This is a genomic window from Haloarcula halophila, assembly GCF_029278565.1.
GTDB classification, from domain to species: domain Archaea; phylum Halobacteriota; class Halobacteria; order Halobacteriales; family Haloarculaceae; genus Haloarcula; species Haloarcula halophila.
This window is the reverse complement of sequence record NZ_CP119559.1, coordinates 1,406,256-1,432,678: the sequence shown is the minus strand read 5'-3', so window position 1 is coordinate 1,432,678 and position 26,423 is coordinate 1,406,256. Positions and strand designations below refer to the sequence as shown.

Sequence of the window (26,423 nt, the reverse complement as noted above, 5' to 3'; positions counted from 1 at the left end):
CTCATCGAAGCGCGACGGTGAAGGCGACGGCAGCGAGGAGCAACAACCCGACTGCGAGGGGAGACGTGCTCGTCACCGCGGACCGGTATGTGAGATAGCCGACGCCACCGCCACCGACCAGGACCGCCAGCGTCGAGACGGCGTGGACGAGTTCCACGCGCAAGGTCGGGACGCTACGCCCCATCTGTCGCCCCAGTCGACAGGCGTGTCTGGCGGTGACCCAGGCGAGAACGACAGGGACCGAGGCAGCGAGCAGCCAGACTGGCGACCGCCCGGCGGTCCTAGCAAGGAGGACAGCGCCGAAGAGCCCAACAGCCCCGAGAGTCAGAAGGCCGTCCCGGTCCCGGACGACGCCGACCGCTCCCAACAGCGCGCCGAGCAACCCGACACCGAGCGGCGCGGGGGCCGGCGCAGCGAGCGCCAGCACGACGAGGGTGGCGAGGGCGCTGAGACCGACGCTGAACCGCGGCGGCGTGCCGTTCCGGTCCGGGGAGTCAGACGGTGGCGACACGCGCACACACCTCCCCGAGTTCGTCCGCCGGGTCCCAGTCCGTCACCGGGATGTCGTGACCACGGAGCGTGGAGAGTCGCTGTCGGCGAACGAGGCGACCGTACGTCCCTTCGACTGTGGCCGCGCCGGTACAGTCCGGACTGACGACCGTGGTGTCGTGCCCGGCCAGTTCCAAGCGACGCGCCAGGTCGACGCTTTCGTCGTCACACATCGGCGAGACGAACAGCACCTGTACGTCCGGATCGAGTCGCGCGGCGAGGCTCGACGCGACATCCTCGCCTGTCGCAGACGCTGTCACCGGCCGCCAGGGGACGGCGTCCCCGCCGGCCAGCAGCGTCCGTAACGCCGCCCGCTGTTCGTCTCCCGCCTGTGGTGGCCGCCAGCAGTCCCCTGCTGTCGTCGCCAGCCCGACCGGGACACCATCGGCGAGCAGGCGGCCGACCACCGCGTCCGCGGCGACGGCGGCGTGGCGGGGTGCTGGGACGCCGCCGGGGCTCGCCGCGACGTACGCCGCCGGACGCGTGTCGACGACGACGGCGACGCGTGCCAGTCGCGGCTCGCGGAACTCCACCGTCGCGAGGTCGCCGGTCTTTGCCCGGTGGTGCCAGTCGATGCGGGCCGGCGGATCGCCGGGGCGGTACTCCCGGAGCGTGTCGAACTCCACGCCCGAACCGCTGGCGTCGGCAACCTGCTGGCCGGCGTCGAGTGTGACCTGTGACCGTCGCTCGACCGACTTCCCGTCCTGTTTCCCGAAGCCACAGTGGAGTTCCGTCGGGCCGTCGGCGGCCCCGACGGTGGTCACCGTCTCCGTCGCACCGGCAACGTCGCCGACGACGACAGTCGCCGGGTCGAACGTGTGTCGTCCCGGGACGGCCCTGACCGTGTACGAGACCGTCCTGGCCCGTCCCGGACGCAGCGCCGTCGTGAACCGGGGGTGGCCGTCGGCGACCGTCAGCCCGGTCGGGACCCCGTCGATCAGCCGGATGTCGGGCAGGGTCGTCGTGCCGACGTTCTCGACCGTGACCGTGACCGTCACCGCCTCACCCGGAGCCGGTGTCGTCGCGTCGAGAGAGCGTGACACCGCTAGATCGACCGTCGGCGACCACACCTTCGCTGCCCCGGCCAGCGACACGCCGAGGGTCGCGGTCAGGACGGTCCCCGGATAACCGAGGACGGTCCCGACCGCGCTGGCGAGCAGGACCGCCACCACGACACGTCTGGTCCGTCCGGTCGTCCGCTCCCGTGGCAGGTCGTCGGGCGGCCAATCGGTACCCCCGCTCGCGGTGGCCGGTGGCTCGAGTCGCGCGTCCGGCCGGGGGGTCCCGTCGTCGGCCCGATCGGCGAGGGCCGTGACGGCGTGGCACGCCCGCTCGACTATCGGTAGTTCGCCCTCTCGACCCGGGAGGAACGCCCAGCGGGACAGCGGCGGACAGAGGTCGCCGGCGAAGAACGCGCTCGCGGCTGGGTCGTCGGTCCAGTCCCCCCGTCGTAGCCGCTCGCTCGCAGCCCCCCGAGGGAGTCCCTCGACCCGGGACAGTACGTCCTCGCCGAGGCGCTGGAGCCGTGCCCGGAGCCGTTCGCGCGGCGTCGCACCGTCGGATTCGACGGCGTCATCGGCGAGTCGCCGCCGGCCGACCAGACCCACGGCGTCTAGGAGCTCTCGGAGTTCGGTGCCCGGGACGCTGTAGGCCGGCCGCGTCTCCGGGGTCGGGAGCGTCACCGACGGGTCGTCGCCCCCGAACAGGCGGTCGGCCGCGAGGAGAACCGCTGCGAGCCCGACAGCGATGGTCGCCAACGTCGCCACGACCCGCGGCAGCAGTGTCCCGCCCGGAACCAGTACCAGCGTGAGTCCGCTCGCTGCCGCGAGGACGCCGACGAGGACAGTTTTCCGATTCCGGTCGGTCACGCGTCTCCCCCCTCTATCGGCGGGAATCCGAGCCGATCGGCCAGTTCACGGGCTCGCCGCTCCCGGCGCTCCGTCGGACAGGCCTCGCCGTACCTGACGGCACAGAACGACTCGGTGAGTGCGCTGACCGGCGGTTCCGGGTAGCCGGCGGCGACCGCCGCCGTCGCGACCTCGGCCGGCGTGTCGCCCGCGTCTCCGGCCTCGACCTGCGCACACAACGCCCGCCACGCGCGGTAGACGTCGTTCGTCGCGGGCACGTCACCGGATAGGGTCACGCGGTCGGGATCGGGGACGGTCGGTTCCGGTGGTCGCTCCTCGTCTTCCGTCGATTCACTCTCGTCACCGCCGGTCAGGCCGTACAGGGCGAGGAGGCTGCCAAGGAGGAACAGCCCGAGCCCGGCGACGACCTGCCAGAGCGGCGGTTCCCCACGGGCGTCGGCGGCCGCCGTCGCGGTGGTCCTGGCGGGTTGAGCCACAGTCCGCTGTGACTGACTCCCGTTGGATTCCGGAGTGACCGCCCCGGCTCCCCCGCTCCCGACGGTTCGCTCCGGCGGTGTCGTGGTCGATTCGACCGTCGGTTCGGTCGAGACGGTGTCGACGGACGCGGCGACCAGGCCCAGCGCGAGGACGGCTAGCGACGCGAGCGCGAGCGGGACGAGTCGCTGCACGCTACCGCCTCCGCCGGGGGCGTCTCGCGGCTGTCTCCTCGGGCATCGGTTCACCCCTCCGTCGGCACCCGCTCCTCCGGTGGTGAGACCGTCGGCGCCGGGACGCCGTCGAGGGTTGCCGCGACGACCGCCGCCGCCGTCGTCCCGTCGACCGACGCGTCCGCGGTCAGGGAGAGCCGGTGTGCGAGGACCGGTTCGGCGACCGTGGTGACGTCGACCGGCCGGACGAAGGCCCTGCCGTCGACGACGGCTCGCGCCCGCGTGGCTTCGAGCAACCGCTGTGTCCCGCGGGGCGAGACCCCGACTTCGACGCGCGTGTCGTCACGAGTCGCCTGCGCGATGTCGGTGATGTATCCGACGACGTCGTCGTGGACGGTGACGGTCTCTGGAACTGCCTGGAGCGATCGAACACGTTCGGGATCGAGCACCGTCCGTACCGACGGCGTCTGCTCGTCCCGGCGGGTCCGCTGGCGCAACAGCCCTCGCTCGGCGGTCGGGTCCGGGTAGCCGATACTCGTCTTGATCAGGAACCGGTCGCGCTGTGCCGCGGGCAGGGGGAACACGCCCTCGCTCTCGACGGGGTTCTGGGTCGCGACGACGACGAACGGTTCGGGCAGGGGGTGGGTCTCGCCGTCGACGGTCACCTGGCGTTCGGCCATCGCCTCCAGCAGTGCCGCCTGGGTCTTCGGCGGTGCCCGGTTGATCTCGTCGGCCAGCACGAAGTTGGCGAATACCGGTCCCTCGCTGAACTCGAAGGCGTCGTCGCTCTCGCGGTACAGCTGTGTCCCGGTGATGTCGGCCGGCAGGAGGTCGGGAGTGAACTGGACCCGCGAGAACGAGAGGCCGAGCGCCGACGCGAAGCTGCGCGCGGTCAGCGTCTTCCCGGTCCCGGGGACGTCTTCGATGAGAACGTGCCCCCTTGCGAGGACGGCTGTCAGTACTGTTTCGAGGAACTCGTCGTCGGCGACGACCGACGACGAGACGGTCTGGAGGACCTGGTCGCATTCAGAGCGGGCTTGCGGAACTTCCATCGCACGGTGGTGGATGGGCAAACATGATAGTCATTACGACAATCACCTCGAAAGTCACTTCCGGCGGTCCCGTTCAGACGACCACCAGCCCGCGTGGCACCTGGTTGTAGTCGGGATGCCACTCCCCGACACGGCGCCACTCGGCCCCGCTTTCCGACCGGAACAGTCCGTGGTTCGTCAGCGCGTAGACGGCCGTTTCGTCCCGGGCGAGCACCGGCCGGGCCAGTCCGTCCGGACCGGGGAGGCCGTCCATCGCACGCTCCCACCCGTCGCCGGCCGAGCGATAGACGTAGCTCTCCCCGCCCGTCGAGTGGGCCGACCGCGGGCCGCTGGCCGCCGAGACGACGACCGTCTCCGGGTCGTCCGGATGGACGGCGACGCTCCAGACGTAGCGATGGGAGAGGCCGTCCTGGGGGTGAGTCCACGTCTCGCCTCGATCGTCAGAACGGGCGTAGCCGTCGCCGGCAGCGGTGTAGACCCGATCCGGGGCGTCCGGGTGGGTCGCAAGCATGTGGATGTCTCGGCGGGCGCCGTCGGGGTGGTCGAGCCAGGTCCGGCCGCCGTCGGGACTCCGGACGAAGGCGCCGGCCTCGACGGCGACGTAGAGGCGGTCGGGGTCGTCGGGTGCGACGGCGAGCCAGCGGACGTGGTGGGTGTGGGGGCGGGGCGGGAACGACCATCGGGAGGCCGACTCCAGGTCGGTCAGTCCGTCACGTTCGGTCCAGCGCTCGCCGCCGTCGCCCGACCGGTAGACGGCGCTTGGCTCCGTTCCCGCCCACACCACGTCGGGGTCCTGCGGGTCGACAGTGACCGCGGTCACGCGGTCGCCGGCATCCAGTGCCGTGCTCCAGGAGCCCCCGCGGTCGGTCGTGTACTGGAGGCCGGCGTCGACCGTCCCGACGAACGCTCGCTCGGGCGCGTCGGAGTGGGCACCGAGACACTCGACGTCGTGGTTCACCAGACGGTCCTTCCAGGCGTCGCCGCTACCGACGAGGACGCGATCGGAGAGCGCGGCGTAGGCGGTGTCCATACCGGTGGTACGCGGCCAGTCGGCAGAAAACTACCGCCGAGGCCGTCTTCAGTCCTCGGCGACGACGGGTTCGGTACCGAGCCGCCGGTCGAGGAAGTCCGCGAGCAGGCGGAACAGCCGGATCTTCTGGTCGATATCCGAGGAGGCGTGGCCCTCCTTCCCGAGTTCGGTGTACTCGTAGTCGCCTGCCTCGACGGCCTCTCCGTCTCCCGGCGGGCTCTCCGACCCCGGCCCCTCGGTGTACCCGAAGTCGTCCAGTGCGTCCCGGAACAGACGGGCCTGCGAGACGGGAACCCGGCGGTCGTTGACGCCGTGGAGCACGAACAGCGGCGCCGAGAGGTTCTCGACGTACCGGATGGGCGACCGCTCCCGGTAGAGGTCGCCGTTCTCCTCGGGCGTCCCGATGTTCTTCTCCAGTAACTCGGTCCGGTAGTGGGGCATCGTCGTCTCGTACATCTCTTCGAGGTCGGTCAGCCCGATCCAGGCGACGCCAGCGTCGTACAGGTGCGGGTACTGGACCAACTGCCAGTACGCCGAGTAGCCACCGTAGGAGCCCCCGAAGACGGCCACCCGGTCCCCGTCGAGCCAGTCGTACTCTGCGAGGACGGACTCGGCGCCGGTCGCGATGTCCCCCTGTTCGGCGCCGCCCCAGTCGTCGTACAACTCACGGACGAACGAGCGGCCCCGGCCCGTCGAGCCCCGGTAGTTCACCTGCAGGACCGAGTACCCCTGCTGGACGAGAAACTGGGTGTACAGATCGAAGGCCTTGTGGTCCATCCCGCGGGGACCGCCGTGGGGGTTGACGACCAGCGGCGACGGTCGTTGGCCGGAGTCGTACAGCAACGCGCCGATCTCCAGCGTGTCGTAGGGATCGTGGTCGACGGCGGCCTGTGGCGTCTCGGGGACGCCGTCGGAGTCGAACGTGCGGTACTCGGCGTCGGCGAAGTCCTCGGGGGAGAACGGGCCGTACTCGGCGGCGACCAGCGTCTCCGTCCCGTCGGTCGAGAGGTCGTAGGCAAGCAGGTCCGGTCGGCGGGTCGGCGTCGTGTGGGTCAGCAGGACCCGGTCCTCGCCCAGCACGGCGTCGCCGGCCAGTCCGAAGCCGGCGACTCCCTCGGGAAGGTCCAGTTCGCGGGACTCGCCGCTCTCGACGTCGTAGACGACGGGCATCTTGGCGGCCTCGCGGGTCCGGACCGCCAGGAACCGCCGGCCGTCGGGCATGAACAACGCCGGGGACTCCTCGCTGTCGCCGCCGAACCAGGTCACCTCGTCTGTCCGGAGGTCGTAGACGCCGCTGCGGGTCAGATCGGCGCTGTTGTCCGAGACGAGCAGGCGTTCGCCGTCGGGTCCCCAGTCGACCGGCGTCGCCTCCGACCCCGTCTCCCCGAGTTCGAGGGTCCGGGCAGCGGAGCCGTCGGCGTTCGCGACGTAGACGTCCAGGTTGCCGAAGTCGTCGGATTCGTTGGTGGCGTAGGCGATGCGGTCGCCCGCCGGCGAGAGCAGCCCGCCGCGGGCCGCCCGGTCGTGATCGGTGAGTTTCGTCGTCTCACCGCTCGCGAGGTCGTGGCTGTAGAGGTTCATCTGGCCGTCCCGCGTCGACCCGACGAGCAGCGTCTCCCCGTTCTCGCCGACGTCCGCGAGGACGGTCTGGCCGTCGAACTCGACGATCGGCTCGACCGCGCCGTCCCGGTCGATCGCGTAGATGTCGTTCTGTTCGTTGCCGTCGTCGTCGAGGTGGAAGAACACGCGGTCGCCGTCGGCGTCCCACTCGACGAACCAGCGGGCGTTCCGCGGGACCTCGCCGTCGCTCCACTGGGTGTGTTCGCCCGTCTCGACGTCGAGTACGTGCAGTTCGTTGCGGCCGCTTCTGTCGTAGTAGAAGGCGACTTCGCTCCCGTCCGGGGAGGCCGTCGGGTGTGCCAGCGTCGGGAGACTCGCCAGTTCCTCCAGCACGTCGTCGGTGTCGGAGTCGGGCATACTTCCGACCGACTCGCGACGCGAAAATATGCTTTCTGCCTACGGGTTCAACGCCACCACCGCAGCCCGACCATCACGAAGACGATCGCTAGCTGGAGGACCCCCTGGAGTCCGCCGAGACGGGCGTTTCGCATCCCGATCTCCGAGATCAGGTCGATGTCGGGGTTCTCCGAGACGACCTGGCGGTAGATGCGTACCTCCCCTGGGAGGATCACGCCGAAGCCCTGGACCGTCAGCAGCGTCACGATGGCCAGCGTGGCGACGATCCAGGGCGAGGTCATCGCGAAGTCGGGCAGGGCGGTCCACAGATACGCGCCGGAGCCGACGACCGCGACGGCGAGCGCCAGCAGCGTCTTGGGGTCGGTCAGCGCGTCGAACTGTGCGCCGAGCAACAGGACGATCGGGATCGTCGTCGCCGCGGTCATGAGCGCTAGCCACGGGTCGGCGTTCGGGAACTTCCCGAGACGGAGCGCCAACACGATTCCGCCGGTGATCGTCACCGTCGCCAGCGTCGGCATCAGGAAGGTCATCTTCGGCGTGAACGACCGGAAGAACGACGCTCGCTGCTCGGGTTCTTGGCCGCCCAGGACTGGCCCCAACACCAGCCCGATGAACAGGTCGATCCCGGTCCAGAGAACCCCGGCCATCACGTGGACGTAGGTCAGCGCACGGATGCGCCCGCTCGCGACCGCCGCGGCGAACGCCACCAGCGGGATCGCCACCGCCCCCACCGCGAACGCCGGGTTCGCCTGCTGTGCGAGCCCACCGATGCCCCGCTTTCGCGTCGGTTCCGCTGTCGACTGTGCCATACGAGCCGTGTCCGTCGACAGTCACAAAAAGCGTTGGTCCGGTTGCGGCCGTCTTGTGGTGCTCGCTCTCAGTCGTCGTCCGCTTTCGCGGCGACCTCGTCTGCGTCCCGGTCGGCGCGTGGCCCCTCCAGGTCGACGCCGGGCAACAGATCACGGAGGTACCGGCCGGTGTGTGACTCCTCGGTCCGAGCGACCGCCTCGGGCGTCCCCTCGGCGACCAGTCGACCACCGTGTTCGCCGCCCTCCGGCCCGAGATCGACGATGTAGTCGGCGTTTTTCACGAGGTCGAGTTCGTGTTCGATGACGACCACGGTGTTGCCGTCGTCGGTCAGGCGGTGGAGGACGTCGATGAGTTTCCGCTCGTCGGCGGGGTGGAGCCCGGTCGTGGGTTCGTCAAGCAGATACAGCGTCTCGCCGGAGTCTTTCTTCCCCAGTTCCTCGGCGAGTTTGATCCGCTGGGCCTCGCCCCCGGAGAGCGTCGTCGACGGCTGGCCGAGTTTCATGTAGCCCAGCCCCACGTCCTTCAACAGTTCCAGCCGGCGGCGGATGCCGCTGTGGCTCTCGAAGAAGTCGTAGGCCTCGTCGACGGTCATCTCCAGCACGTCGGCGATGGTCGCGCCCTTGTACTCGACATCCAGCGTCTCGTCGTTGTAGCGGGCGCCGCCACACTCCTCGCAGGGAACCTCGACGTCCGAGAGGAAGTTCATGTCGATGGTGACCGTTCCCTGGCCGCCACAGCCCTCACAGCGGCCGCCCTTGACGTTGAAGGAGAACCGTCCTTTCTCGTAGCCCCGCTGTTTCGAGAGGTTGGTCTCGGCGAACAGCTCCCGGATGTGGTCGAAGACGTTCGTGTAGGTCGCGGGGTTCGAGCGGGGCGTACGGCCGATCGGGGACTGGTCGATCAGCCGGACCGTCTCGATCCGGTCGATCCCCTCGATGGCGTCGTGTTCGCCGGGGTTGACGTCGGTGTCGTTCATCCGGCGGACGAGTCCCTTGTACAGCACGTCGTGCATCAGCGTCGACTTCCCGGAACCGGAGACGCCGGTGATGGCGGTGAACGTCCCCAGCGGGAACTCGACGTCCAGATCCGCGAGGTTGTGCTGACGCGCTCCCCGGACCGTGAGAGCGCTGTCGGACTCGCGGCGCTCGTCGGGCACCGGGATCTGTCGCTCGCCGGCCAGGTAGTCGCCCGTGATCGACGCCTCGGCGGCCATCAGTTCCTCCTGTGGCCCGTTGACGACGATCTCTCCGCCCTGTTTGCCCGGGCCGGGACCCATGTCGATGACGTTGTCGGCCCGGCGCATCGTCTCGGTGTCGTGTTCGACCACGAGCAGCGTGTTCCCGAGGTCACGCAGTTCTTCGAGGGTGTTGAGCAACCGGTCGTTGTCCCGCTGGTGGAGCCCGATCGAGGGCTCGTCGAGGACGTACAGCACGCCCACGAGTCCGGACCCGATCTGGGTGGCCAGCCGGATGCGCTGGCTCTCCCCGCCAGAGAGGGTCGCCGCTTCGCGGTCCAGCGTGAGATACTCCAGGCCGACCTCCTGCATGAACCCCAGGCGGGCGCGGATCTCCTTCAGGATCTCCGCGGCGATCTTGGTGTCACGGGCCGAGAGGGTCGCCTCCATCTCCTCGAAGTGGGCCAGGGCGTCGCCGATGGACATCCGGTTGACCGCGGTGATCGAGGTCCCGTCGACCAGCACCGCGCGGGACTCGGCTTTCAGTCGGGTCCCCTCGCAGGCCGGACACGTCGTCGTCGCCATGAACTCCTCGATGTGCTCGCGGGCGCGGTCGGAGTCGGTCTCGACGTGCCGGCGTTCGAGGTTCGGGATCACGCCCTCGAAGCGCTCGGTCTTCTCGCGGGTGCCGTTCTTCGTCCGCCACTCGAAGTGGACCACGTCGTCGGTGCCGTAGAGGAACTGCCGCTGGATGGACTCGTCCAGTTCTTCGAAGGGGGTCTCCAGGGAGACGCCGAAGTGGTCGGCGACGTTGTCCAGTTGTCGGGAGTAGTAGGTCCGGTCGTAGCTCCAGGGCTCGAAGACGTGCTTGAGTGGCTTGCCGGGGTCGGTGATCACCAGCTCCTCGCTGACCTCTTTCGTCTCGCCAAGCCCCTCACACTCCGGACAGGCGCCGTGAGGCGAGTTGAACGAGAAGGAGCGGGTCTCGATCTCGGAGATGTCGATCCCACAGTGGGTGCAGGCGAGGTCTTCAGAGAGTTCGACGACGAGGCGGTCGTCGCTTTCGGCTGCCGTCGCCTCGTCCTCGGCGTCCCCGAGGGCGCCTGTCGACCGCGCCGTCGACCCGCCCAGCGCCTCGGCGGCACCCTCGGGTGGGTCCGGGACGACGACTTTCAGCGTCCCGTCGGCCTCCTCCAGAGCCGTCTCCACGGAGTCGGTGATCCGCGACCGAGCGTCCGCAGAGACTTTCACGCGGTCGACGACCACGTCGACGGTGTGATCGTAGTTTTCGTCTAAGTCGGGCCGATCCAGCGTCAGGTCGTACTCCTCCCCGTCGACCTCCACCCGGGAGTACCCCTCGCTCACGAGGTCGTCGAACAGGTCCTCGAAGGCGCCCTTCTGGTCCCGGACGACCGGCGCACAGAGTTTCAGTCGCGTCCCCTCGGGGAGATCGAGGATACGCGAGACCATGTTCTGGGCGGACTGCTCGCCGACCTCGCGGCCACACTCCGGACAGTGAGGGACCCCGACGCGGGCGTACAGCAGGCGGAGGTAGTCGTGAAGTTCCGTGACGGTCCCGACCGTCGACCGGGGGTTGTTGGCGGCGTTCTTCTGGTCGATCGAGATCGCCGGGGACAGTCCCTCGACGTTCTCGACCTGGGGTTTGTCCATCTGCCCCAGGAAGTTCCGGGCGTAGGCCGACAGCGACTCGATGTAGCGGCGTTGCCCCTCGGCGTACACTGTCTCGAATGCCAGAGAGGACTTGCCCGACCCCGACAACCCCGTGACGACGGTGAGTTCCTCGCGGGGGATCTCCACGTCGACGTCCTTGAGGTTGTGCTCCTCGGCACCGCGGACCTCGATGACGTCCTTGCTCATCTATGGGGTTCCCAAGGACGGTGGCCGTGAAACCCTGTCGGTTCCTGTCCGTCTCCGGTCACTCGACGAACCGAGAGCCAGCCCCGTGCGTAGGTTTCGGTCCCCGACGCCGATATATTACGTGTCCAGTGGACCGGAGAATGGGATTAGACGGTTCTATACGACTATATATCTGCTTTTGTTACGTCCATTACAACTAAGTGACTGTGTATCGAGGGTCGAAAATATGAGCACGACTGGGACGTACGACATCACGGGACTGGACCTGAGCGACGACAGCTACACCGTCGAACAGAGCCTCGTCCGCAACAAGTACAAGGCGATGGACGACAACGACAACGTCGTCCTCCGCGGGAAACAGAAGATGTTCAAGGCCAAGGAGTCGTTCCCCTTCGTCGACGGAAACGACAACGACGTCTTCGAGGTCAACGCCGGCAGCATGCTCGACGTCGCGGGCAACTACACACTGACCGACTCACAGACCGACGAGGATCTCGTCGTCCTCGACAACGACTTCTCGATCCTGCAGGACACGTGGCGCGTCCGCGACGCCCAGACCGAGGAGGTGCTGGCACAGATCGACTCCCAGGGTGCCGCGATCACGCTCGCCCGCCACTTCCTCCCGTTCGGTCAGTGGATCCCCCACAAGTACGAGATCACCGACAGCGAGGGCGGTCACGTCGGCAACATCGACGGCCAGTTCTCGATGAAAGACCGGTACGACATCACGATCGACGACGCCAGTTCCGTCCCGAAAGAGGTCATCATCGCGGCCGCGATGGTCATCGACGCCATCCAGGGGAACTGACCGCCCGCGCACCGCAACGCTTCTTTCCGTCTGTCCCCGAGCGCCGGTATGAACCGCCGGGCGTTCCTCCGGACCGTCGGCGTCACGGGCGCTGCTGTCGGTGCCAGCCTCGGGGGCCGGACCGTCTCCGGCCATCCGCTCCCCGAGGGCACCGACCGGACGCCGATCTCGGAGACGCCGTCCGGCGACGGACCGCTCGGTTTTCTCGCGCTCTCGGCGGCCTACGAGACCGTCACCAGCCCCGACGGCCACACGGCCTACGTCGCGACCGGCGACGGAGTGGCTGTCGTCGACCTCGTCACGCCGACCAGACCACGGCTGCTGACCCGGGTCTCAGACCTGCTGGGCGACACCGAGTCCGGACCGATCAACCGCGTCCAGGACCTCGCGGTCAGCGGGAGCCGGCTCCTGGTCGCGGGGCCGGCCCACCCGGCCGACGGGGCACACGGACTGGTCGTCTTCGACGTTAGCGATCGACAGGCACCAACCCAGGTCGGGGCCGCCCAAGTCGAGACGACGATCCACAACTGTGATTTCGACGGCCGCCACGCCTACCTGACCGGCGGCGGTCGCGACGGGAACCCGCTGCTCGTCGTCGATACACGAACCGGCCGGGAAGTCGGGACCTGGCGGCTGACCGACGCCGACGAGCGGTGGGCAGACGTTCCCGCCACGCTCCGGCCGCTCCACGACGTGTGGGTCCAGGGCGACCGGGCGTACTTGGCCTACTGGGACGCCGGGACGTGGGTGCTCGACGTCTCGGACCCGACGGCCCCAGAACGCCTGGCCCGCGTTCGCGGGCGGTCACCGGCCGAGTTGACGGCGGTCGAGGACCCCGGAACCGAGCGGTCGGAACCGCCCGGCAACGACCACTTCGTCACCGTCGACGAGACGGCCGGCCTGCTGGGGGTCGGTGCCGAGTCCTGGGACCTGGACGGCGACGACAGCGGCGGGCCGAGCGGGCTCGCGCTCTACGATATCGACGACCTGTCGGCGGTGACCCACCTCGCGACGATCGAACCGCCGCCGACCAGCGACCCCACGCCTGGCGGGGTCCTGACGACGGCACACAACTTCGAGTTGGTCGACGGCCGGTGTTACTCGGCGTGGTACAACGGCGGCGTCAGGGTCCACGACCTCTCGGACCCGTCGGAGCCACGCGAGATCGCAACGTGGCGTGACGCCGACGACACGGCGTTCTGGACCGCACAGCGGGCCAGCGGCTGTTTCGTCGCGACGAGTACGAACGCCGTCGGCGGCGCCGACGTCCAGCCCGGGCTCTACACGTTTCCGGACCCGGCCAGTGTCGAGACGCCGACGGCCACCGCGACACCGACCGAGGGATCGACGGGACGGTCGGCGTCGGGGGTCTCCGGCGACGGGTTCGGCGTCCTCGGGGCGCTGTCGGCGCTGGGACTCGCGGCCTGGTACGCCCGTCGTCGACGCCGCGACGACCACTCACGATAGGGCGTTCTCGACGGCCGCGGCGACGCCGCGGGCCCGTTCGGCGAGTTCTTCGGGGACCTCGCCTGCCGCGACGGCGGCGTCGAGTTCGTCGTCGTCGACGCGTTCGACGGTTCCGTCGGCGTGACGGACCACGTCGACGTGCAGATCGACGTAGCGGGCCGTCTCCGGGAAGATCTCGACGGGGGTACAGACGTTGACGTAGGTCCCCTTGCTCGTCCCCTCGCTGTCGCGGTAGGTCGTCGGGTACCACCACCGACCCTCCTTCAGGGTCGTCTCGGCGATGTCTCCGCCCTCCTTCGGGACGCCCAGGGCGTCGTACTCGCCGCCGGGTGAGAGTTCCCGTTCGACGGTGACGGTCCCGTCGGCGTCGACGGCCGTGACCTCGCCCCTGCCCAGGCTGATGAGCCGGCCGTCGGGCTTGCCGTGGCCGAGTTCGAGCGACCCGCCCTCGCGTGGCCCGAACTGCTCGGCGGTGACGGCGAAGGGGAACTCACCCTCGGGGTCGTCACACAGTGCCTCGACGTAGTCGATGGCAGTGCTCGCGGTCCGGTGGCCGGCCTTCAGCCGGTGGTGGCCGGTCATCGTCGTCGTCACTGCACGGCGGGCCTCGTCCAGTTCGAAGCGGCTCTCCCGGCCGAACCAGACCCACGTCGTCGTCGTGTCGTCCCAGTAGCAGTGCGGAGCGGTCTCCTCGGCCGGCGGCGCGTCCGCGAGCGCGTCGTCGATGGCCGCGGCGCGTTCGTTGGCTGCCGACAGTGCCGCCGCCAGCGCGTCGAAGTCGGCGTCGTCGCTCGCCCGTTCCCAGGAGACCCCCCACCCCTCGCGGGGATCAGCCGCCACCAGGTCCAGCATCGACGGACCGCCGACGCCGCCGGTGTCGGTGCTGGCTCCCCGGACGAGCGACAGCAGCGACCCGCGGACGGCGACGGCCGTCTCCAGGACGGGCCGGCCGTCCGTCCAGGGAGCGCCTGCCTCGGCCACCTGGACCACTAGCCGGTCGCCGGTCTCGACGCGGTCGTCGGCGTTGCCGTACGGCAGGAACCCTTCGGCGTCACCCAGGTCCACGACCGCACCGCTCCCGAGCGTCTCGGTCACCTCGCCGGCGTAGACGGCCCCCTCGGGCGTCGGGTCCGGCCACCACAGCGTGTCCCGTCCCACGCCGGTCACGAGTTCCTGGACGGCCGCGACCCGCTCGTCGTCGCCGCTGACGCCGACACCCTGGCGGTCGTCGGTCGTCGCGACGGTCACTGCGGCCCGCTCGGTTCCGAAGTCGGCGTCGAACCGGTCGCGGATCGGCCCGGACGCCTGGACCACCTCGTGACCGGCCTCTGTCAGCAGGTGGGTCAGCGCCGTCGTGTAGATGCCCCTGAGCTTGACGGTCATAGCGCGTCCTCGTCGTACGCGAACCGGACCCGGCCGTCGACGGTCGGCCCCAGCGTCAGTTCGACACGCTCGTCGCTCAGGACGCGCCCGCCTTCGACTGGAACACCCCACCGGTCGAACCGAAGGTACCCCCGGATGTCGTCGGCGTGGGTGAATAGATCACAGTAGTCGACGGTGTGTTCCTGGATCTCGCTGGCACTGTGCGCGCGGTCCATGTCGGAGTAGACGGTCCCGGCGTCGGCGAAGAACGCCTCGATGTCGGCGGCCGCGTCGGCGGTCGCCTCGACGACGGCCTCGGACGCTGCCTCGATGGTCGCCTGGTCGACGCCGGCCTCGCGGAGCGCGTGCTGTTCGCGCTGGGTGAAGTGCATACCCGCTGTTGGGTGACAAGCGTGGAAAAACGCCGCGACTTCCCATCATGGAAGCAACAGCCGGGTGTCAACGGCGTTCGGAGCATCCGCCGAGCGGAGGCTCACTCGAACGGGATGGGGCAGCCCGCGACCGAGAACGCGCACGGCGAACCCGTGAGTAGTGTGGTCGAACCGTTTTCGCGGCGAGTGGGACGGCAGGCTCGGAGAGCGCGTGCGGACACCCGAGGAAGAACGGCGGCCTTATACTGCGGTGGCGTTCAGCACGAGCATCAGTACACCGAACAGGACGCCGAAGGCGACGATTGTTCGCGGGTCGACACGGATCGTGTTCTGGTCTTCGGCGTCGAAGTACCGGACGAGTCCGGCACTGGACATGAGTCCGCCGCCGTCGCTACTGCTCATATCCAGTCTTCGTCAGTCCCGCGGAGTAAGCCTTTCGGCTTCGGTCGTGTCCGAGCGCCGCACATGGACAACCCTTATCTGGCCACATAGGTTACATCGAAGAGACCATGACGGTTACACTCAAGGACTTCTACGCCGACTGGTGTGGTCCGTGTAAGACCCAGGACCCGATCCTTGACGACCTCAAGGAGGAGTGGACCGACGTCGAGTTCGAGAAGATCAACGTCGACGAAGAGCAGGACGTCGCCAACGAGTACCAGGTACGCTCGCTGCCGACACTCATCGTCGAGAACGACGACGGCATCGTCGAACGCTTCGTCGGCGTCACGCAGGCCGACGACTTGGAGGACGCACTGCAGCAAGCGGGCGTCTGAGGTAACTCCTTTCTCCGTCGTTCGCTTCGTCCGGAGCGACGGCACTGTCGCCGACGGGCCGAGACGTACTGCCCGAATCAGGCCGCGGGGTCGCTCGTATCGCCAGTCTCCGACCCGGCGACTGCGTCGTCGAGGCCGTCGGCGACCTCGTCGGGGTCGAACTCCTCGTCCGGCCGGAGTTCCCGGTCGGAGGCGTCGTCGTCCTGGTGTTCGGTAACCGATTCACCGCCGGTGACCGAGACGAAGATGTCACCGAGTTCTTCGGCCCGATCGGAGGACTGGCTCTTGCTCATTACACACACACCTAAGCCGTAGAGGATATTATCCGGACAGCCTAATTCGTTAGGTACGATCGCGGCCGCCGATCAGAGGACGTTCCGCTGGCAGGAACCACACAGCGAGGGTTCTTTCACGTCGACCTGCCGGACCGTCGGGGAGAAGTTCATGACACAGCGTTTGTTGTCACAGTGTTCCAGGCCGAGCGTGTGGCCGATCTCGTGGACGACCTCCTTGCGGACGCGGGCCGAGAAGATCTCGCCGGCCGAGCGGTTCGAGAACCCGCCATCGGAGGTCGTCTGGAGCCGGTAGGTGGAGATGACGCTCCCGGAGCCACCCAGATACGCTAAGCCGAAGACGTAGTTGCGGCGCCGGTAGAACAGATCCATCGGGGTGATCGCGATGTTCTTCCCGCCCGACCCCACTCGGCGAGCCAGGTCGATGAACTCCTCGGCGCGGTACTGGTCGCGGTCGGCATCGTACGCACCGGCCGGGATGGACTGGGGATCGTGCATGGAGACCTCGCAGTCGTAGGTCGCCCGCAGCCCGTCGGAGGCCTCGCGTTTGACCTGCGCGGAGACCTCGCCGACCGGCACGATGTCGACGTGCATGCGAACGCATATGCGCCGCCGTCTCATAAATATCCCGACGTGAGCAAGCCCGACGAGGCCCTCGCCGACCGGCTCGCGACCGTCGCAGCGTCGGCGGTCGAGGTCGGGATCGGGAACCGGCCGACGGTCGCCGCCGCGCTCCGTGATCGGGGGGTCGCAGTGACGGCGACCGACATCGAGCGTCGGCCCGTCCCCGAGGATGTCGAGTTCGTCCTCGACGACGTCACCGACCCAGAGACGGCCGTCTACGAGGGAACTGACGTCGTCTACGCCCGCAACCTCCCGCCGGAACTCCACCGGCCGGTTCGGTCGGTCGCCCGAACCGTCGGGGCGGCCTGTTGGTTCACCACGCTCGGTGGCGATCCACCCGTCGTCCCCGTCGATCCCGAGTCCTTGCCCGGGGGTGTGACGCTGTACCGGGTCACCGACGGGGGATAGCAACAGGCTTGAGGCCGGGGTGTCTTCCGCCGGGTATGCAGGTCGATGCGGTCGTACTCGACGTCGACGGCGTCCTCGTGGACGTAGCCGACTCCTACCGACGAGCCGTCGTCGAATCCGTCGACAGGGTGTACGGCGAGACGATTTCCCGGGCGGAGATCCAGCGGTTCAAGGACGCCGGGGGGTTCAACAACGACTGGGAGGTCACCGACGCCGCGGCGCTGTTCGTCCTCGCCAGCCGGGAGGCCGACGTGGCGGATCTCGCGGCCTTTACCGACGCCATCGCCGAGCGCGGCGGTGGACTGGACGCCGCGAAGGCCGTGCTCAGGGAACTGCTCGATCCGGCCGCCGCCGATTGGGTGTTCGACGCCTGGGACCGGGACCGGCTCCGTGAGGTCTTCCAGACGCTGTATCTCGGGAGCGAACTGTACCGCGAACTGGAAGACGGCGAACCGGCCTTCGACGCACCCGGGTATATCCACGACGAACCGGTCATCGTCGAGGACGGGACGCTGGCGACACTGACCGAGCGCTACGATGTCGGCGTCGTCACCGGCCGGCCGGCCGCGGAAGCCGACATCGCGCTGGATCGGGTCGGACTGGACCTGCCCGGGGAGCACCGCTTCACGATGGACGACTGGGAAGAGGGCAAGCCCCACCCGGCCGCGCTCGTCACGCTGGCCGAACGGTTCGACGCCGAACGGATCGCCTTCGTCGGCGACACGTTGGACGACGTCGAGACGGCTGTCAACGCCGACGAGACCGACGACCGCGTCTACTACGGGGTCGGTGTCCTCACCGGCGGACTCTCCGGCGAGGACGGTCGGCGGAAGTTCGCCGGCGTCGGTGCCAGTGCCGTCGTCGAGTCGGTCAACGACCTCCCGGACCTGCTGGAGTGATTGTAGCGACGTACCGGTACGCGCCGGCTCCGGGGGCGGCACTGTCCGGAACTGATCTCCAATGACCACGATCAGAGCGCCACGCCTTTGGCTGCTGGCGACCCACGCCCGGATATGCGCCAACGGACGATGCTGGCCTGGTCGATCCTGGTCAGCATCTGGACTGCCATCGTCAGCGGTGCGGCCGTCTACGAACCCACCGTCGACCTCGTTCCGCTCTACGCCGTCTCGTTCCAACTCGTCGCGCTCGGAGCGACCTACTGGACGATCCGGCGCAACGAGGCGGCCCTAGAGGAGGCCCACCGCCCCGGACGGATGCTGCTTTTCATCCTCACGCTGTTCGTCGCGACGGTTCCGCTGGTGACGAGCGCGAACACGCTCCTGGGTCACACGTCGCCGCTCGCGATCGCCGCCCAGCTCCTCGGGTTCGCGATCGGACTGGCCGTCGCCCTCTACGTCGCCTACGGCGGCGGCTTCGAGTACGCCTGGGAGCACTACACCTAGGCAAGCACCTCCGGTCGCACAACGCTTATTCACGACTCGGCCTACCCTCCCGGTATGGAAATCGCGATTCTCGGCGGGACCGGAGATATCGGTGAAGGGCTGGCCCTCCGCTGGGCGAAGGACACGGACCACACGCTCGTCGTCGGGTCTCGGGACGCCGAGAAGGCCGCCGATAGCGCGGCCGACTACGAGGCGACGCTCGCCGACCGCGGCCGATCGGTCGACGTCGACGGGGTGACGAACCCCGAAGCCGCGGCCCGGGCGGACGTGGTCGTCGCCGCCGTCCCCGCGTACCACCTCACCGACACCGTCGAAGCCGTCGCCGACGACCTCGGCGACGCGATCCTGGTCTCACCCGCGGTCGGGATGAAACGCGACGAGGACGGCTTCCACTACAACCGGCCCGGCGTCGGCAGCGTCACGGAACTGGCCGCCAACGCCGCCCCCGAGGGGACGCCGGTCGTCGGCGCGTTCCACAACCTCGCGGCCGGCCGGCTCTCGGATCTGGACGCCACGCTGGAGTGGGACACCATCGTCGTCGGCGACGACGGCGACGCGAAGGCGACCGTCCGGGACCTCGCGGAAGGGATCGAGGGGCTCCGTGCGCTGGACGGCGGGCCGCTTGCCAACGCCGCCGAGGTCGAGGGGCTGACGCCGCTGCTCATCAACGTCGCGCGTCACAACGACGGGCTCCACGACCTGGGCGTGCGGTTCAACTGAACGGGCGCTCGTTGGGGCCGGGGTTCGGCAAAAGACGGCCGCTCAGGGCGAATAGTAGTACTCGCCGGCGTTCTTCTGCTCCCGGTCGAGTTGCGAGCCGGGTTTGTTGATGCGGGGCCGGGAGGTCCGCTCGTCGCGGCGGAAGGTGATATCCAGGTTCGCGAGGAACTCGTTCATCCCCTCGCGCATCCCCTGGGGCGGGGTCGCGTGGCCGCGCTTTGCGGGTTCCCCCTCGAAGACCAGCAGGCGGTCGGCCAGCAGGTCGATCATGTAGATGTCGTGGTCGATGACCATCGCCGTCGCGTCGTGGTTCTCGGCGTAGCGCCGGATCGCCGAGGTCGCGAGCACTCGCTGTTCCACGTCCAGGTGTGCCGAGGGTTCGTCCAGCAGGTAGAGATCGGCGTCCTTCGAGAGACAGGCGGCGATGGCGACCCGCTGGCGTTCCCCGCCCGAGAGGTCGGTCAGTTGCTGCTCCATCACCGACTCCAACTGGAGGGGCTGTGCGATCTCGGTGTTCCAGTAGGAGGTTCCGAAGTCGTCGGTGATCGTCGAGAGGAACGCGTCGACCCGCATCGGCTGGTCGATCTCGATGTACTGGGGCTTGTAGGCGATGTCGAGGCTCGAATCGACCGTTCCCTCCGTGGGTTCGAGTCGGCCGGCGAGCATCTTCGCGAACGTCGACTTCCCGATCCCGTTGGGGCCGACGACGCCCAGCACTTCGCTCTCGCGGATGGTTCCGGAGTCGACTTCGAGCGAGAACTCGCCCTCGCCGTAGCTCTTCGTGAGGTTGGGGTACTCGATGACGACGTCGCCGGTCGAGGCGGTCCGGGGCGCGTGCTCCTCGAACTCGATCTCGGTCTGGCGGACCCGCATGTTCTCGTTCTCCAGGTAGCCCGAGAGGTACTCGTTGATCCCCTTCTTCGTGGACTTTGGCGCGGTGATGACACCGAACGCGCCGGGGGTCCCGTAGGCGACGTTGATGTTGTCAGCGAGCAGGTCTAAGATCGCCAGGTCGTGCTCGACGACAAGCATCGACCGGTCGCCGTCCTCGGCGAGTTCGCGGATGAGCCGCGCGGCGGTCATCCGCTGGCCGATGTCCAGGTAGGGCGTGATCTCGTCGAGGAAGTAGAAGTCGGCGTCCCGTGCCAGCGTCGCCACCAGGGCGACCCGCTGGAGTTCGCCCCCGGAGAGGTCGTCGATGTGGTTGTCGACGACGGGGCCGATCCCGGTCCGTTCGACCAGCTCGTCGAGTGCGCCTCGCTCGTCTGTCTGTGCGAGCAGCTCCCGGGCTTTCCCGTCGAACTGGTCGGGGATGCGGTCGACGTACTGTGGTTTGCGGGCGACGGTGATGTCGCCGTCGCGCATCTGTTCGAGGTAGTCCTGTAGCGCCGTCCCGCGGTACTCGTCCAAGATCTCGTCCCAGCCCGGTTCGGTGCCGTACTGGCCGAGGTTCGGCGACATCTCGTCGGCCAGGATGCGGACGGCGGTCGTCTTCCCGATCCCGTTCGGACCGAGGATGCCGGTCACCTGGCCCTCGGCGGGCGCGGGCAGACCGTACAGCGCGAAGGCGTTCTCGCCGTACCGGTGGACCGGTTCCTCGGTCAACTCCTGTGGGAGGTTGACGATCTCGATCGCGTCGAACGGACACTTGTTGACACAGATGCCACAGGACTCGCCCAGACAGATCTCCTCGGAGATGAAGACCTGGTCGGGCTTGCCCTCGAAGGGTTCGTCCTCCTCGTACTTGTCCTCGCGTTTGACGATGCACTCTTTCCCGCTGCGGTTGGGCGGGCAGTAGTTCATGCACTCGTAGTTACAGCGGTCGGGTTGACACCGCTCTAGGTCCACGACCGCGATGCTGTCCTCGGCCATCCTCAGACCCCCGTGGTCAGCATAACGCCCCAGCTGACGAACCAGAGGGCGAAGGTCATAAACGCGATGTAGAGGACGTCTTTCGTCGAGAGGTCCTCCTGGCCGATACCGGCGACTTTGAGGACCGGGAACTGTGCGAGGACGGCGACTGCGAGGATCGCGACCCCGATGGTGTCGGTCGCCCCGCTCGCGACGGCGTTCGAGCCGAACGCCGCGGCGATACCGGCCACCGCCGTGATCGTCGTGACGGTGAGCCCTCGCATGTGCGAGCTCATGCCGTCCGCCGTGTCCGTTGCCATACGCGCACTTGGACTACCCACAGTCAAAAGGGGCGCGGTTCCACGATCCGCCGTCGTTGTGGCCGGCAGGCCGGGTCTCCGATCAACTCCTCAATCTTTATGCATCCGGCGCGTCTCGGTGGAGGTAATGACGGAATCCGACGGGGAGGAAATCGCGGATCTCCCTCCGAGCGCCAAGCTCGTGTACAAAGTGCTGGAGTACGACGGGCCGCTCACGCAGAAAGGAATCGTCGAGGAGTCGATGCTCTCGGCACGGACGGTCCGCTACGCGCTCGAACGACTCGACGAGGTCGGCGTCATCGAGGAAGACGTCTACTTCGCCGACGCGCGACAGAACCTCTACGAGATCACCGACCAGCCGGCCGAGGCCGACGCCGCCGTCTCGGACTGACTGCCGGCGGGCCGAACCCTTTTCACTCCGTTCTCCGCCCACACAGCCCCGCGGTCGTTTCGATCGTCGCGAACTCGCCGGCCAGTTGTGCAAGCGCCGTCCGGTGGACCAGATCGGCGGCGAACCGCTCCTCGTCCAGCCGCCGGTCGAACGTCGCGGTCGCGTCACGGACGAGAGTGACCGCGAACCCACGGTTTTCGGCCATCCGGACCGTCGTCGAGACGCAGTGGTCGGTCGTCAGCCCGCAGACGACGACGGTCTCGATACCGCGGTCCGACAGCCACGGTTCCAGTTCGGTTCCGACGAAAGCGCCGTTGACGCGTTTGGTGACAGCGTGTTCGTCGCTGCGTGGCGCCAGTCCCGGTTTGAACGCGAAACCGGGTTCGCCGTCCCGGAGCGGTGAGTCCGGCTCTGTCGAGTCGTGTCGGACGTGGACGACGGGGTCGCCTCGGTCTCGCCAGGTCGACAACAGCCGTCGGGCGTTCGTCTCCGCATCGGGGTTGTTACGGGGTCCCCACCTGCCGTCGTCGAACCCTTGCTGGAAGTCTACCAACAGGAGAGCCGGATCGGAGGCCATCAGTCGACTGGCTCCGACTGCTCGGCCCGTCCGACGAGCCACTTCGATTTCGGGTGGTCCCGTGTGACGGTCATCGGGCACTCGTCGGGGGCCTGTTCGGGGTCCGAGGAGAGCATGTACTGGGGCCACTCGCGGTCGCCGTCGACGCCCCAGTCTCCCAGATCCGCGTGTGGACAGACGGCGTCGTACTCCCCGAGTCGGTCCTGGATCACGTCCCGAGCGTGTTGCCCGGCGGCCGTCTCAGCCGTGACCTCCAGTGCTTCGAACAGCGCGCGCGGCTGGAACGTGATCTCCAGGCCGACCGGACAGTACCGGCTCTTACGCGTGTCGTAGAACGGTGCCCGGCAGGTCGGAAACATCGGTTCGCCGGCGAAACAGAACTCCCAGTAGGGGTCCGCCGGATCGGTCGGTATCTCCTCGGGCCACGGCTCCGGGTCGTGGACGTGGAGAAATTGGAGGACGTGCCAGAGCGCGTCGTGGTACTCCGATTCGGTCAGCGGGCGGTCGGGCGGTCGAAAGAACGTCACCAGCGACGCCCGCTCGCTGTGGTCCTGATAGCGCTCCAGATACGAGCACAGGGTTTCACCGAGGTCGAACAGTGCCTCCGGATCGGTCAGCGACGGGACGGCCGTATACAGCGGCTCTCCCTCCCGAACTGACTCGGCCCCGAAGAAACAGGGGAACGGCGTCCCGTTCCGCTCTCCCGTCAACGCGTCCCGGAACGTCCGCCAGTGGTCGGCGACCCACGCCGGGGTGTCCCCGGCTTCGACCCGGGCCGCCAGTGTCTGTTGATCGAGCAGCGTTCCGACGACTGCATCGCTCATAGGTATCAGTCGGTGCGCTCCCGGAATTATCCATCGGTCCGCTCCGACAGTCCCGGTAACCCGAACGCGGAAACGCACACACGTGGTCTGGAGTCGTACTGGAAGCGGGAACTTCGGTTCGGGTACCGCAGCCCGCTCAGGAGGGGGTGACGGTGATCGTCTTCCCGCGGTCGATCGCCCGCTCCAGTTCCTCGGCGATACCGGAGCCACGGGAGACCTGGACCTCGCCGCCACGGGAGACGGTCGCGGTAAAGAGGTACTCGCCGTCGGCCTGGACCTCGACGGTCTCGCCGGCGTGACCCTCAAGCGGGATCATCACGTGTCGGGAGGTGACCTCCGGCGTGACGATCTCGCCCTGCTTGCTCCCGCTGGCGTCGGCCTGTGGCCCGCCGGAGGGGCCTGTCGGGCGGTCCTCGAAGGTCCGGACGTCGATGTCGATCCCCAGGCGGTTCTCCACGTCGGAGATGCGGCCCCCGCCCTTACCGATGACCTGGGAGATGTCGTCGTCCTCGACCCAGACGATGGCGGTGTTCGGGCCGCGGAGTTCGACCTCGACGTGGCCCCGGGCGATCGAGCGGATCTCGCGTTCGACCTCCTGCTTGGCCAGGCGGTCGACACCGGAGTCCTCGCTGTCCTCCTCGTCGTTGAGCGGGACGGTGACGACCTGGCGGTTGAACGTGTAGATCTCGTACTCGGGCTGGCCGGTCTCGAAGTCGCGGATGACGATGACCGGCCGTGCGAGGTCTTCCTCCATCAGACCGTGGGGAACCTTCACCTCGGTCGTCACGTCGTAGACGGTGTGGACTTCGCCGGCTTCGATGTAGATGACGGTGTCGACGATCTGGGGGATCAGCCCCAGTTCGACGCGGCCGATGAGCCGCTGGAGCGCGTCGACGGCACGGGTCGCGTGGACGACCCCGACCATGCCGACGCCCGCCAGCCGCATGTCCGCGAACACTTCGAAGTCGTCGGTCTTGCGGACCTCGTCGTAGATGGTGTAGTCGGGCCGGACCATCAGCAGCGAGTCGGCGGTCTTCTCCATCGAGCCCCCGAGTGCGGTGTACTGGGTGATCTCCGGACCGACCTGGAGGTCACGGGGTTTCTCCATCGTCTTGACGGCGTAGTCGGCGTCGACGAGGAACTCCCCGACGGCCTGGGCGAAGGTGGACTTCCCGGCACCCGGTGAGCCGGAGATGAGGACGCCCCGCTGGTGGTCGGTAAAGCGGTCGCGCAGTTCGTCGGCGTGTTCGTAGTCGTCCAGATCGGTCTTGACGATCGGGCGGACTGCAGTGATCTCCCGGGCGTCCGAGAACGGCGGCCGGGCCATCGCGATCCGGAGGTCCTTGAACTGGACGATGGTCATGCCCGGTTCGTCGAGTTCGACGAACCCCTCCGGCGAGGAGCGGGCGGCCTCCTCGATGTCTTCGACGTACTCGCGGAGTTCGTCCTCGGTGGCGATGGCGTCACGGATCGGCTGGTAGTGCATGTCGCCGATCGACCCCTTCTTGGCGAACGGCTGGACCCCCACTTTCAGGTGGACGCTCATCGTCCCCTCGTCGAAGAAGTTCTCGATCTGGAGGTGTTCGACCGTGCGGCCACGGGGTTCGACGTACTCCACGTCCAGCCCCTTCGCGCGGGCGACTTCCGCCTGCACGTCGTCGCTGGTCACCAGCGTCGCGTCACGGTCCCCTGCTACGTCCCGGATCAGCGCGTCGATCTGACCCTCGCCGGCCTCCCGTTTCTCGATGGCGTCTGGTCGGCGGCCGACGTACTCGACGTCGATGGTCCCTTCCTCGGCGAGATCGACGAGCGTCTGGAGTTCTTCGAGCCCTTCCCAACCGGTCTCCCGGCCGTCGTTGGCCTGTGCTTCGAGTTCGCCGACGACGGCTTCCGGGACGACGACCGTCGCGCCGGCAAAGCCCCTGCCGTCGACCGTCGAGTCGGGGTCGGCGTCGGCTTCGATCTGCTCGGACACGCGGCCGTCGATGACCACGCTCGTGTCCGGTACGATATCCATACTGTCGATAGGGTCCCGTCGCCTGATAAGGATGTTCAACCGGTCCCGCCGGCCGACTCCACCGAACTCTTGCCCCGTCGCCCCGAGGCCCCGGTATGGATATCGCGGATCTCACCGAGGAGTTGGTCGCGATCCCGAGCCACCGGGCAGGCGACCACGACGAACGGGCCGCCGGCGACTTCATCGCGTCGTGGCTCCGGGAACGGACCGACGCGACCGTCCGACGCGACGGGGCGGGGAACGTCATCGCCCGGAAGGGAACGGGACCGTCGCTCGCACTCGTGGGTCATCACGACGTGGTCCCGCCGGACGACTCGCAGATCGAGGGCGACGACTACGCCGTCGAGCGCCGTAACGGCCGGCTCTACGGCCGTGGGACCGCCGACATGAAAGGCTGTGTCGCGGCGGCCATGCTCGCCTTCGCCGCGGTCGATCCCGCTGGCGAACTCGTCTTCGCCTCCTTCGTCGGCGAGGAACAGGGTGGCATCGGCTGCCGGGCGGCTATCGAGGACGGGTTCGCGCCCGACTACGCCGTCGTCGGCGAGGGGTCGACTGGCTACTCCGCGGCCGGCGTTACGGACGTGGCCGTCGCCCACAAGGGTCGCCGCGGGTCGACCATCGTCGCCGAGGGGGAGGCTGCCCACGCCAGCGAACCCGAGGCCGGGGAGAACGCCGTCTACCGGGCCTGTGACGCCGTCGACGTAGTCCGTGACGTCCAGTTCCCCGAGACGGCGGTCCTGGGACACTCGCTGTCCGGGAGCGTCGCCGTCACCGAGATTGACGGCGGGTCGGCCTGGAACGTCGTCCCCGAACGCTGCGAGGTGACCGTCGACGAGCGGACCGTCCCCGGTGAGCGGGCACCGCTGGAGCGGGTCGAGACCGTCGACGGAGTCTCGCTGCGGATCGACCAGGACCTCCCGCCGATGGCCTGTGGGGACGCCGCGTTCGCCGATGCCGTCCAGTCGGCGGCCGCCGCCGCGCAGGACGGCACCCCCGAACAGGTCGTCAAACCCCACGCGACCGACGCGGGGTGGCTGGCCGACGCCGGCACCGACTGTGTCGTCGTCGGGGCGGCCGAACCCGGCGAGGCCCACACCGCCGACGAGAGCGTCTCGATCGACGTGCTCGATCGGTGTCGAGCGATCTACGGGCGGGTCGCTCGGATGTGGGACGGCGCACAAAACTGACACCGTTTACCGCCGACC

The 26,423-nt window shown here is 68.4% G+C and carries 27 protein-coding genes; 9 read left to right on the top strand and 18 right to left on the bottom strand.

Annotated features, from left to right (window positions below; genetic code table 11):
* Position 1 precedes the first annotated feature (1 nt).
* From P0204_RS07570 to uvrA, 8 genes are all read right to left on the bottom strand, one after another.
* Positions 2–511 carry a DUF7519 family protein gene (locus P0204_RS07570; RefSeq protein WP_276223050.1) on the bottom strand — a complete coding sequence of 170 codons (510 nt, stop codon included), beginning with the start codon at positions 509–511 and terminating at the stop codon, positions 2–4.
* Positions 495–2,417, bottom strand: a complete 1,923-nt coding sequence (locus tag P0204_RS07565; protein ID WP_276223049.1) for a DUF7269 family protein — start codon at positions 2,415–2,417, stop codon at positions 495–497. Before P0204_RS07565 ends, P0204_RS07570 begins: the two co-directional genes overlap by 17 nt.
* Entirely contained in the window at positions 2,414–3,085 is a 672-nt protein-coding gene (locus P0204_RS07560; RefSeq protein WP_276223047.1) for a DUF4129 domain-containing protein, read from the bottom strand. Before P0204_RS07560 ends, P0204_RS07565 begins: the two co-directional genes overlap by 4 nt.
* 50 nt (positions 3,086–3,135) lie before the next feature.
* Positions 3,136–4,116 carry an AAA family ATPase gene (locus P0204_RS07555; protein WP_276223046.1) on the bottom strand — a complete coding sequence of 327 codons (981 nt, stop codon included), beginning with the start codon at positions 4,114–4,116 and terminating at the stop codon, positions 3,136–3,138.
* 73 nt (positions 4,117–4,189) lie between these two features.
* Positions 4,190–5,146 carry a WD40/YVTN/BNR-like repeat-containing protein gene (locus P0204_RS07550; RefSeq protein WP_276223044.1) on the bottom strand — a complete coding sequence of 319 codons (957 nt, stop codon included), beginning with the start codon at positions 5,144–5,146 and terminating at the stop codon, positions 4,190–4,192.
* Between the two features lie 48 nt (positions 5,147–5,194).
* Positions 5,195–7,123 carry a S9 family peptidase gene (locus P0204_RS07545; protein WP_276223042.1) on the bottom strand — a complete coding sequence of 643 codons (1,929 nt, stop codon included), beginning with the start codon at positions 7,121–7,123 and terminating at the stop codon, positions 5,195–5,197.
* Between the two features lie 47 nt (positions 7,124–7,170).
* Entirely contained in the window at positions 7,171–7,932 is a 762-nt protein-coding gene (locus P0204_RS07540) for a hypothetical protein (RefSeq protein WP_276223039.1), read from the bottom strand.
* Between the two features lie 68 nt (positions 7,933–8,000).
* On the bottom strand, positions 8,001–10,985 hold the full coding sequence (gene uvrA, locus P0204_RS07535; protein ID WP_276223038.1) for an excinuclease ABC subunit UvrA: 2,985 nt from the start codon (positions 10,983–10,985) through the stop codon (positions 8,001–8,003).
* Between the two features lie 226 nt (positions 10,986–11,211).
* On the opposite strand from uvrA, the gene P0204_RS07530 reads away from it, so the two are divergent.
* Positions 11,212–11,793, top strand: a complete 582-nt coding sequence (locus tag P0204_RS07530; RefSeq protein WP_276223036.1) for an LURP-one-related/scramblase family protein — start codon at positions 11,212–11,214, stop codon at positions 11,791–11,793.
* 48 nt (positions 11,794–11,841) lie between these two features.
* Positions 11,842–13,260 (top strand): LVIVD repeat-containing protein, encoded by a 1,419-nt coding sequence (locus P0204_RS07525; protein WP_276223034.1) that lies wholly within the window; start codon positions 11,842–11,844, stop codon positions 13,258–13,260.
* Here the strand turns inward: P0204_RS07525 and P0204_RS07520 are convergent.
* The 3 genes from P0204_RS07520 to P0204_RS07510 form a co-directional block, all read right to left on the bottom strand.
* Positions 13,252–14,643: a ribonuclease FAU-1 family protein gene (locus tag P0204_RS07520; protein WP_276223032.1), complete on the bottom strand. Its 1,392-nt coding sequence runs from the start codon at positions 14,641–14,643 to the stop codon at positions 13,252–13,254. The two genes, P0204_RS07525 and P0204_RS07520, sit on opposite strands and share 9 nt — an antisense overlap.
* The gene (locus P0204_RS07515) at positions 14,640–15,014 is read right to left on the bottom strand and encodes a DUF7532 family protein (RefSeq protein WP_276223030.1); all 375 of its coding nucleotides are present in this window, start codon (positions 15,012–15,014) and stop codon (positions 14,640–14,642) included. The genes P0204_RS07520 and P0204_RS07515 overlap by 4 nt, the downstream gene beginning before the upstream one ends.
* A 240-nt stretch (positions 15,015–15,254) precedes the next feature.
* The gene (locus P0204_RS07510) at positions 15,255–15,416 is read right to left on the bottom strand and encodes a preprotein translocase subunit Sec61beta (RefSeq protein ID WP_276223028.1); all 162 of its coding nucleotides are present in this window, start codon (positions 15,414–15,416) and stop codon (positions 15,255–15,257) included.
* Between the two features lie 107 nt (positions 15,417–15,523).
* On the opposite strand from P0204_RS07510, the gene P0204_RS07505 reads away from it, so the two are divergent.
* Entirely contained in the window at positions 15,524–15,790 is a 267-nt protein-coding gene (locus tag P0204_RS07505) for a thioredoxin family protein (RefSeq protein ID WP_276223026.1), read from the top strand.
* Positions 15,791–15,867: 77 nt separating this feature from the next.
* Here the strand turns inward: P0204_RS07505 and P0204_RS07500 are convergent, their stop codons facing one another.
* Both P0204_RS07500 and P0204_RS07495 read right to left on the bottom strand, forming a co-directional pair.
* The gene (locus P0204_RS07500) at positions 15,868–16,083 is read right to left on the bottom strand and encodes a hypothetical protein (RefSeq protein WP_276223024.1); all 216 of its coding nucleotides are present in this window, start codon (positions 16,081–16,083) and stop codon (positions 15,868–15,870) included.
* Between the two features lie 72 nt (positions 16,084–16,155).
* The gene (locus P0204_RS07495) at positions 16,156–16,677 is read right to left on the bottom strand and encodes an archaemetzincin family Zn-dependent metalloprotease (protein WP_276223022.1); all 522 of its coding nucleotides are present in this window, start codon (positions 16,675–16,677) and stop codon (positions 16,156–16,158) included.
* Between the two features lie 39 nt (positions 16,678–16,716).
* Between P0204_RS07495 and P0204_RS07490 the strand changes: the two genes are divergently transcribed.
* The 4 genes from P0204_RS07490 (at position 16,717) to npdG (ending at position 19,238) form a co-directional block, all read left to right on the top strand.
* Positions 16,717–17,115 carry a UPF0146 family protein gene (locus P0204_RS07490; protein WP_276223021.1) on the top strand — a complete coding sequence of 133 codons (399 nt, stop codon included), beginning with the start codon at positions 16,717–16,719 and terminating at the stop codon, positions 17,113–17,115.
* Positions 17,116–17,150: 35 nt separating this feature from the next.
* The gene (locus tag P0204_RS07485) at positions 17,151–18,014 is read left to right on the top strand and encodes a TIGR01548 family HAD-type hydrolase (protein ID WP_276223019.1); all 864 of its coding nucleotides are present in this window, start codon (positions 17,151–17,153) and stop codon (positions 18,012–18,014) included.
* Between the two features lie 114 nt (positions 18,015–18,128).
* The gene (locus P0204_RS07480) at positions 18,129–18,518 is read left to right on the top strand and encodes a hypothetical protein (protein WP_276223017.1); all 390 of its coding nucleotides are present in this window, start codon (positions 18,129–18,131) and stop codon (positions 18,516–18,518) included.
* A gap of 54 nt (positions 18,519–18,572) precedes the next feature.
* Entirely contained in the window at positions 18,573–19,238 is a 666-nt protein-coding gene (gene npdG, locus P0204_RS07475) for an NADPH-dependent F420 reductase (RefSeq protein WP_276223015.1), read from the top strand.
* Between the two features lie 42 nt (positions 19,239–19,280).
* Here the strand turns inward: npdG and P0204_RS07470 are convergent, their stop codons facing one another.
* Both P0204_RS07470 and P0204_RS07465 read right to left on the bottom strand, forming a co-directional pair.
* Positions 19,281–21,110, bottom strand: coding sequence for a ribosome biogenesis/translation initiation ATPase RLI (locus P0204_RS07470; RefSeq protein WP_276223013.1), 1,830 nt, complete (start codon positions 21,108–21,110; stop codon positions 19,281–19,283).
* Positions 21,111–21,112: 2 nt separating this feature from the next.
* Positions 21,113–21,409: an EMC6-like membrane protein gene (locus P0204_RS07465; protein ID WP_276223012.1), complete on the bottom strand. Its 297-nt coding sequence runs from the start codon at positions 21,407–21,409 to the stop codon at positions 21,113–21,115.
* Between the two features lie 127 nt (positions 21,410–21,536).
* Here P0204_RS07465 and P0204_RS07460 point away from each other — a divergent pair, with 127 nt between their 5' ends.
* On the top strand, positions 21,537–21,800 hold the full coding sequence (locus tag P0204_RS07460) for a helix-turn-helix domain-containing protein (RefSeq protein WP_276223010.1): 264 nt from the start codon (positions 21,537–21,539) through the stop codon (positions 21,798–21,800).
* A gap of 22 nt (positions 21,801–21,822) precedes the next feature.
* Here P0204_RS07460 and P0204_RS07455 read toward each other — a convergent pair whose 3' ends face one another.
* The 3 genes from P0204_RS07455 to P0204_RS07445 form a co-directional block, all read right to left on the bottom strand.
* A complete protein-coding gene (locus P0204_RS07455) occupies positions 21,823–22,377 on the bottom strand; it encodes a cysteine hydrolase family protein (protein ID WP_276223009.1) in 555 nt (184 codons plus the stop codon).
* The gene (locus tag P0204_RS07450; protein ID WP_276223008.1) at positions 22,377–23,201 is read right to left on the bottom strand and encodes a YqcI/YcgG family protein; all 825 of its coding nucleotides are present in this window, start codon (positions 23,199–23,201) and stop codon (positions 22,377–22,379) included. The genes P0204_RS07455 and P0204_RS07450 overlap by 1 nt, the downstream gene beginning before the upstream one ends.
* A 136-nt stretch (positions 23,202–23,337) precedes the next feature.
* Positions 23,338–25,218, bottom strand: a complete 1,881-nt coding sequence (locus tag P0204_RS07445; protein ID WP_276223006.1) for a PINc/VapC family ATPase — start codon at positions 25,216–25,218, stop codon at positions 23,338–23,340.
* A 95-nt stretch (positions 25,219–25,313) separates the two neighbouring features.
* On the opposite strand from P0204_RS07445, the gene P0204_RS07440 reads away from it, so the two are divergent.
* On the top strand, positions 25,314–26,405 hold the full coding sequence (locus P0204_RS07440) for a M20 family metallopeptidase (protein ID WP_276223004.1): 1,092 nt from the start codon (positions 25,314–25,316) through the stop codon (positions 26,403–26,405).
* Positions 26,406–26,423 lie beyond the last annotated feature (18 nt).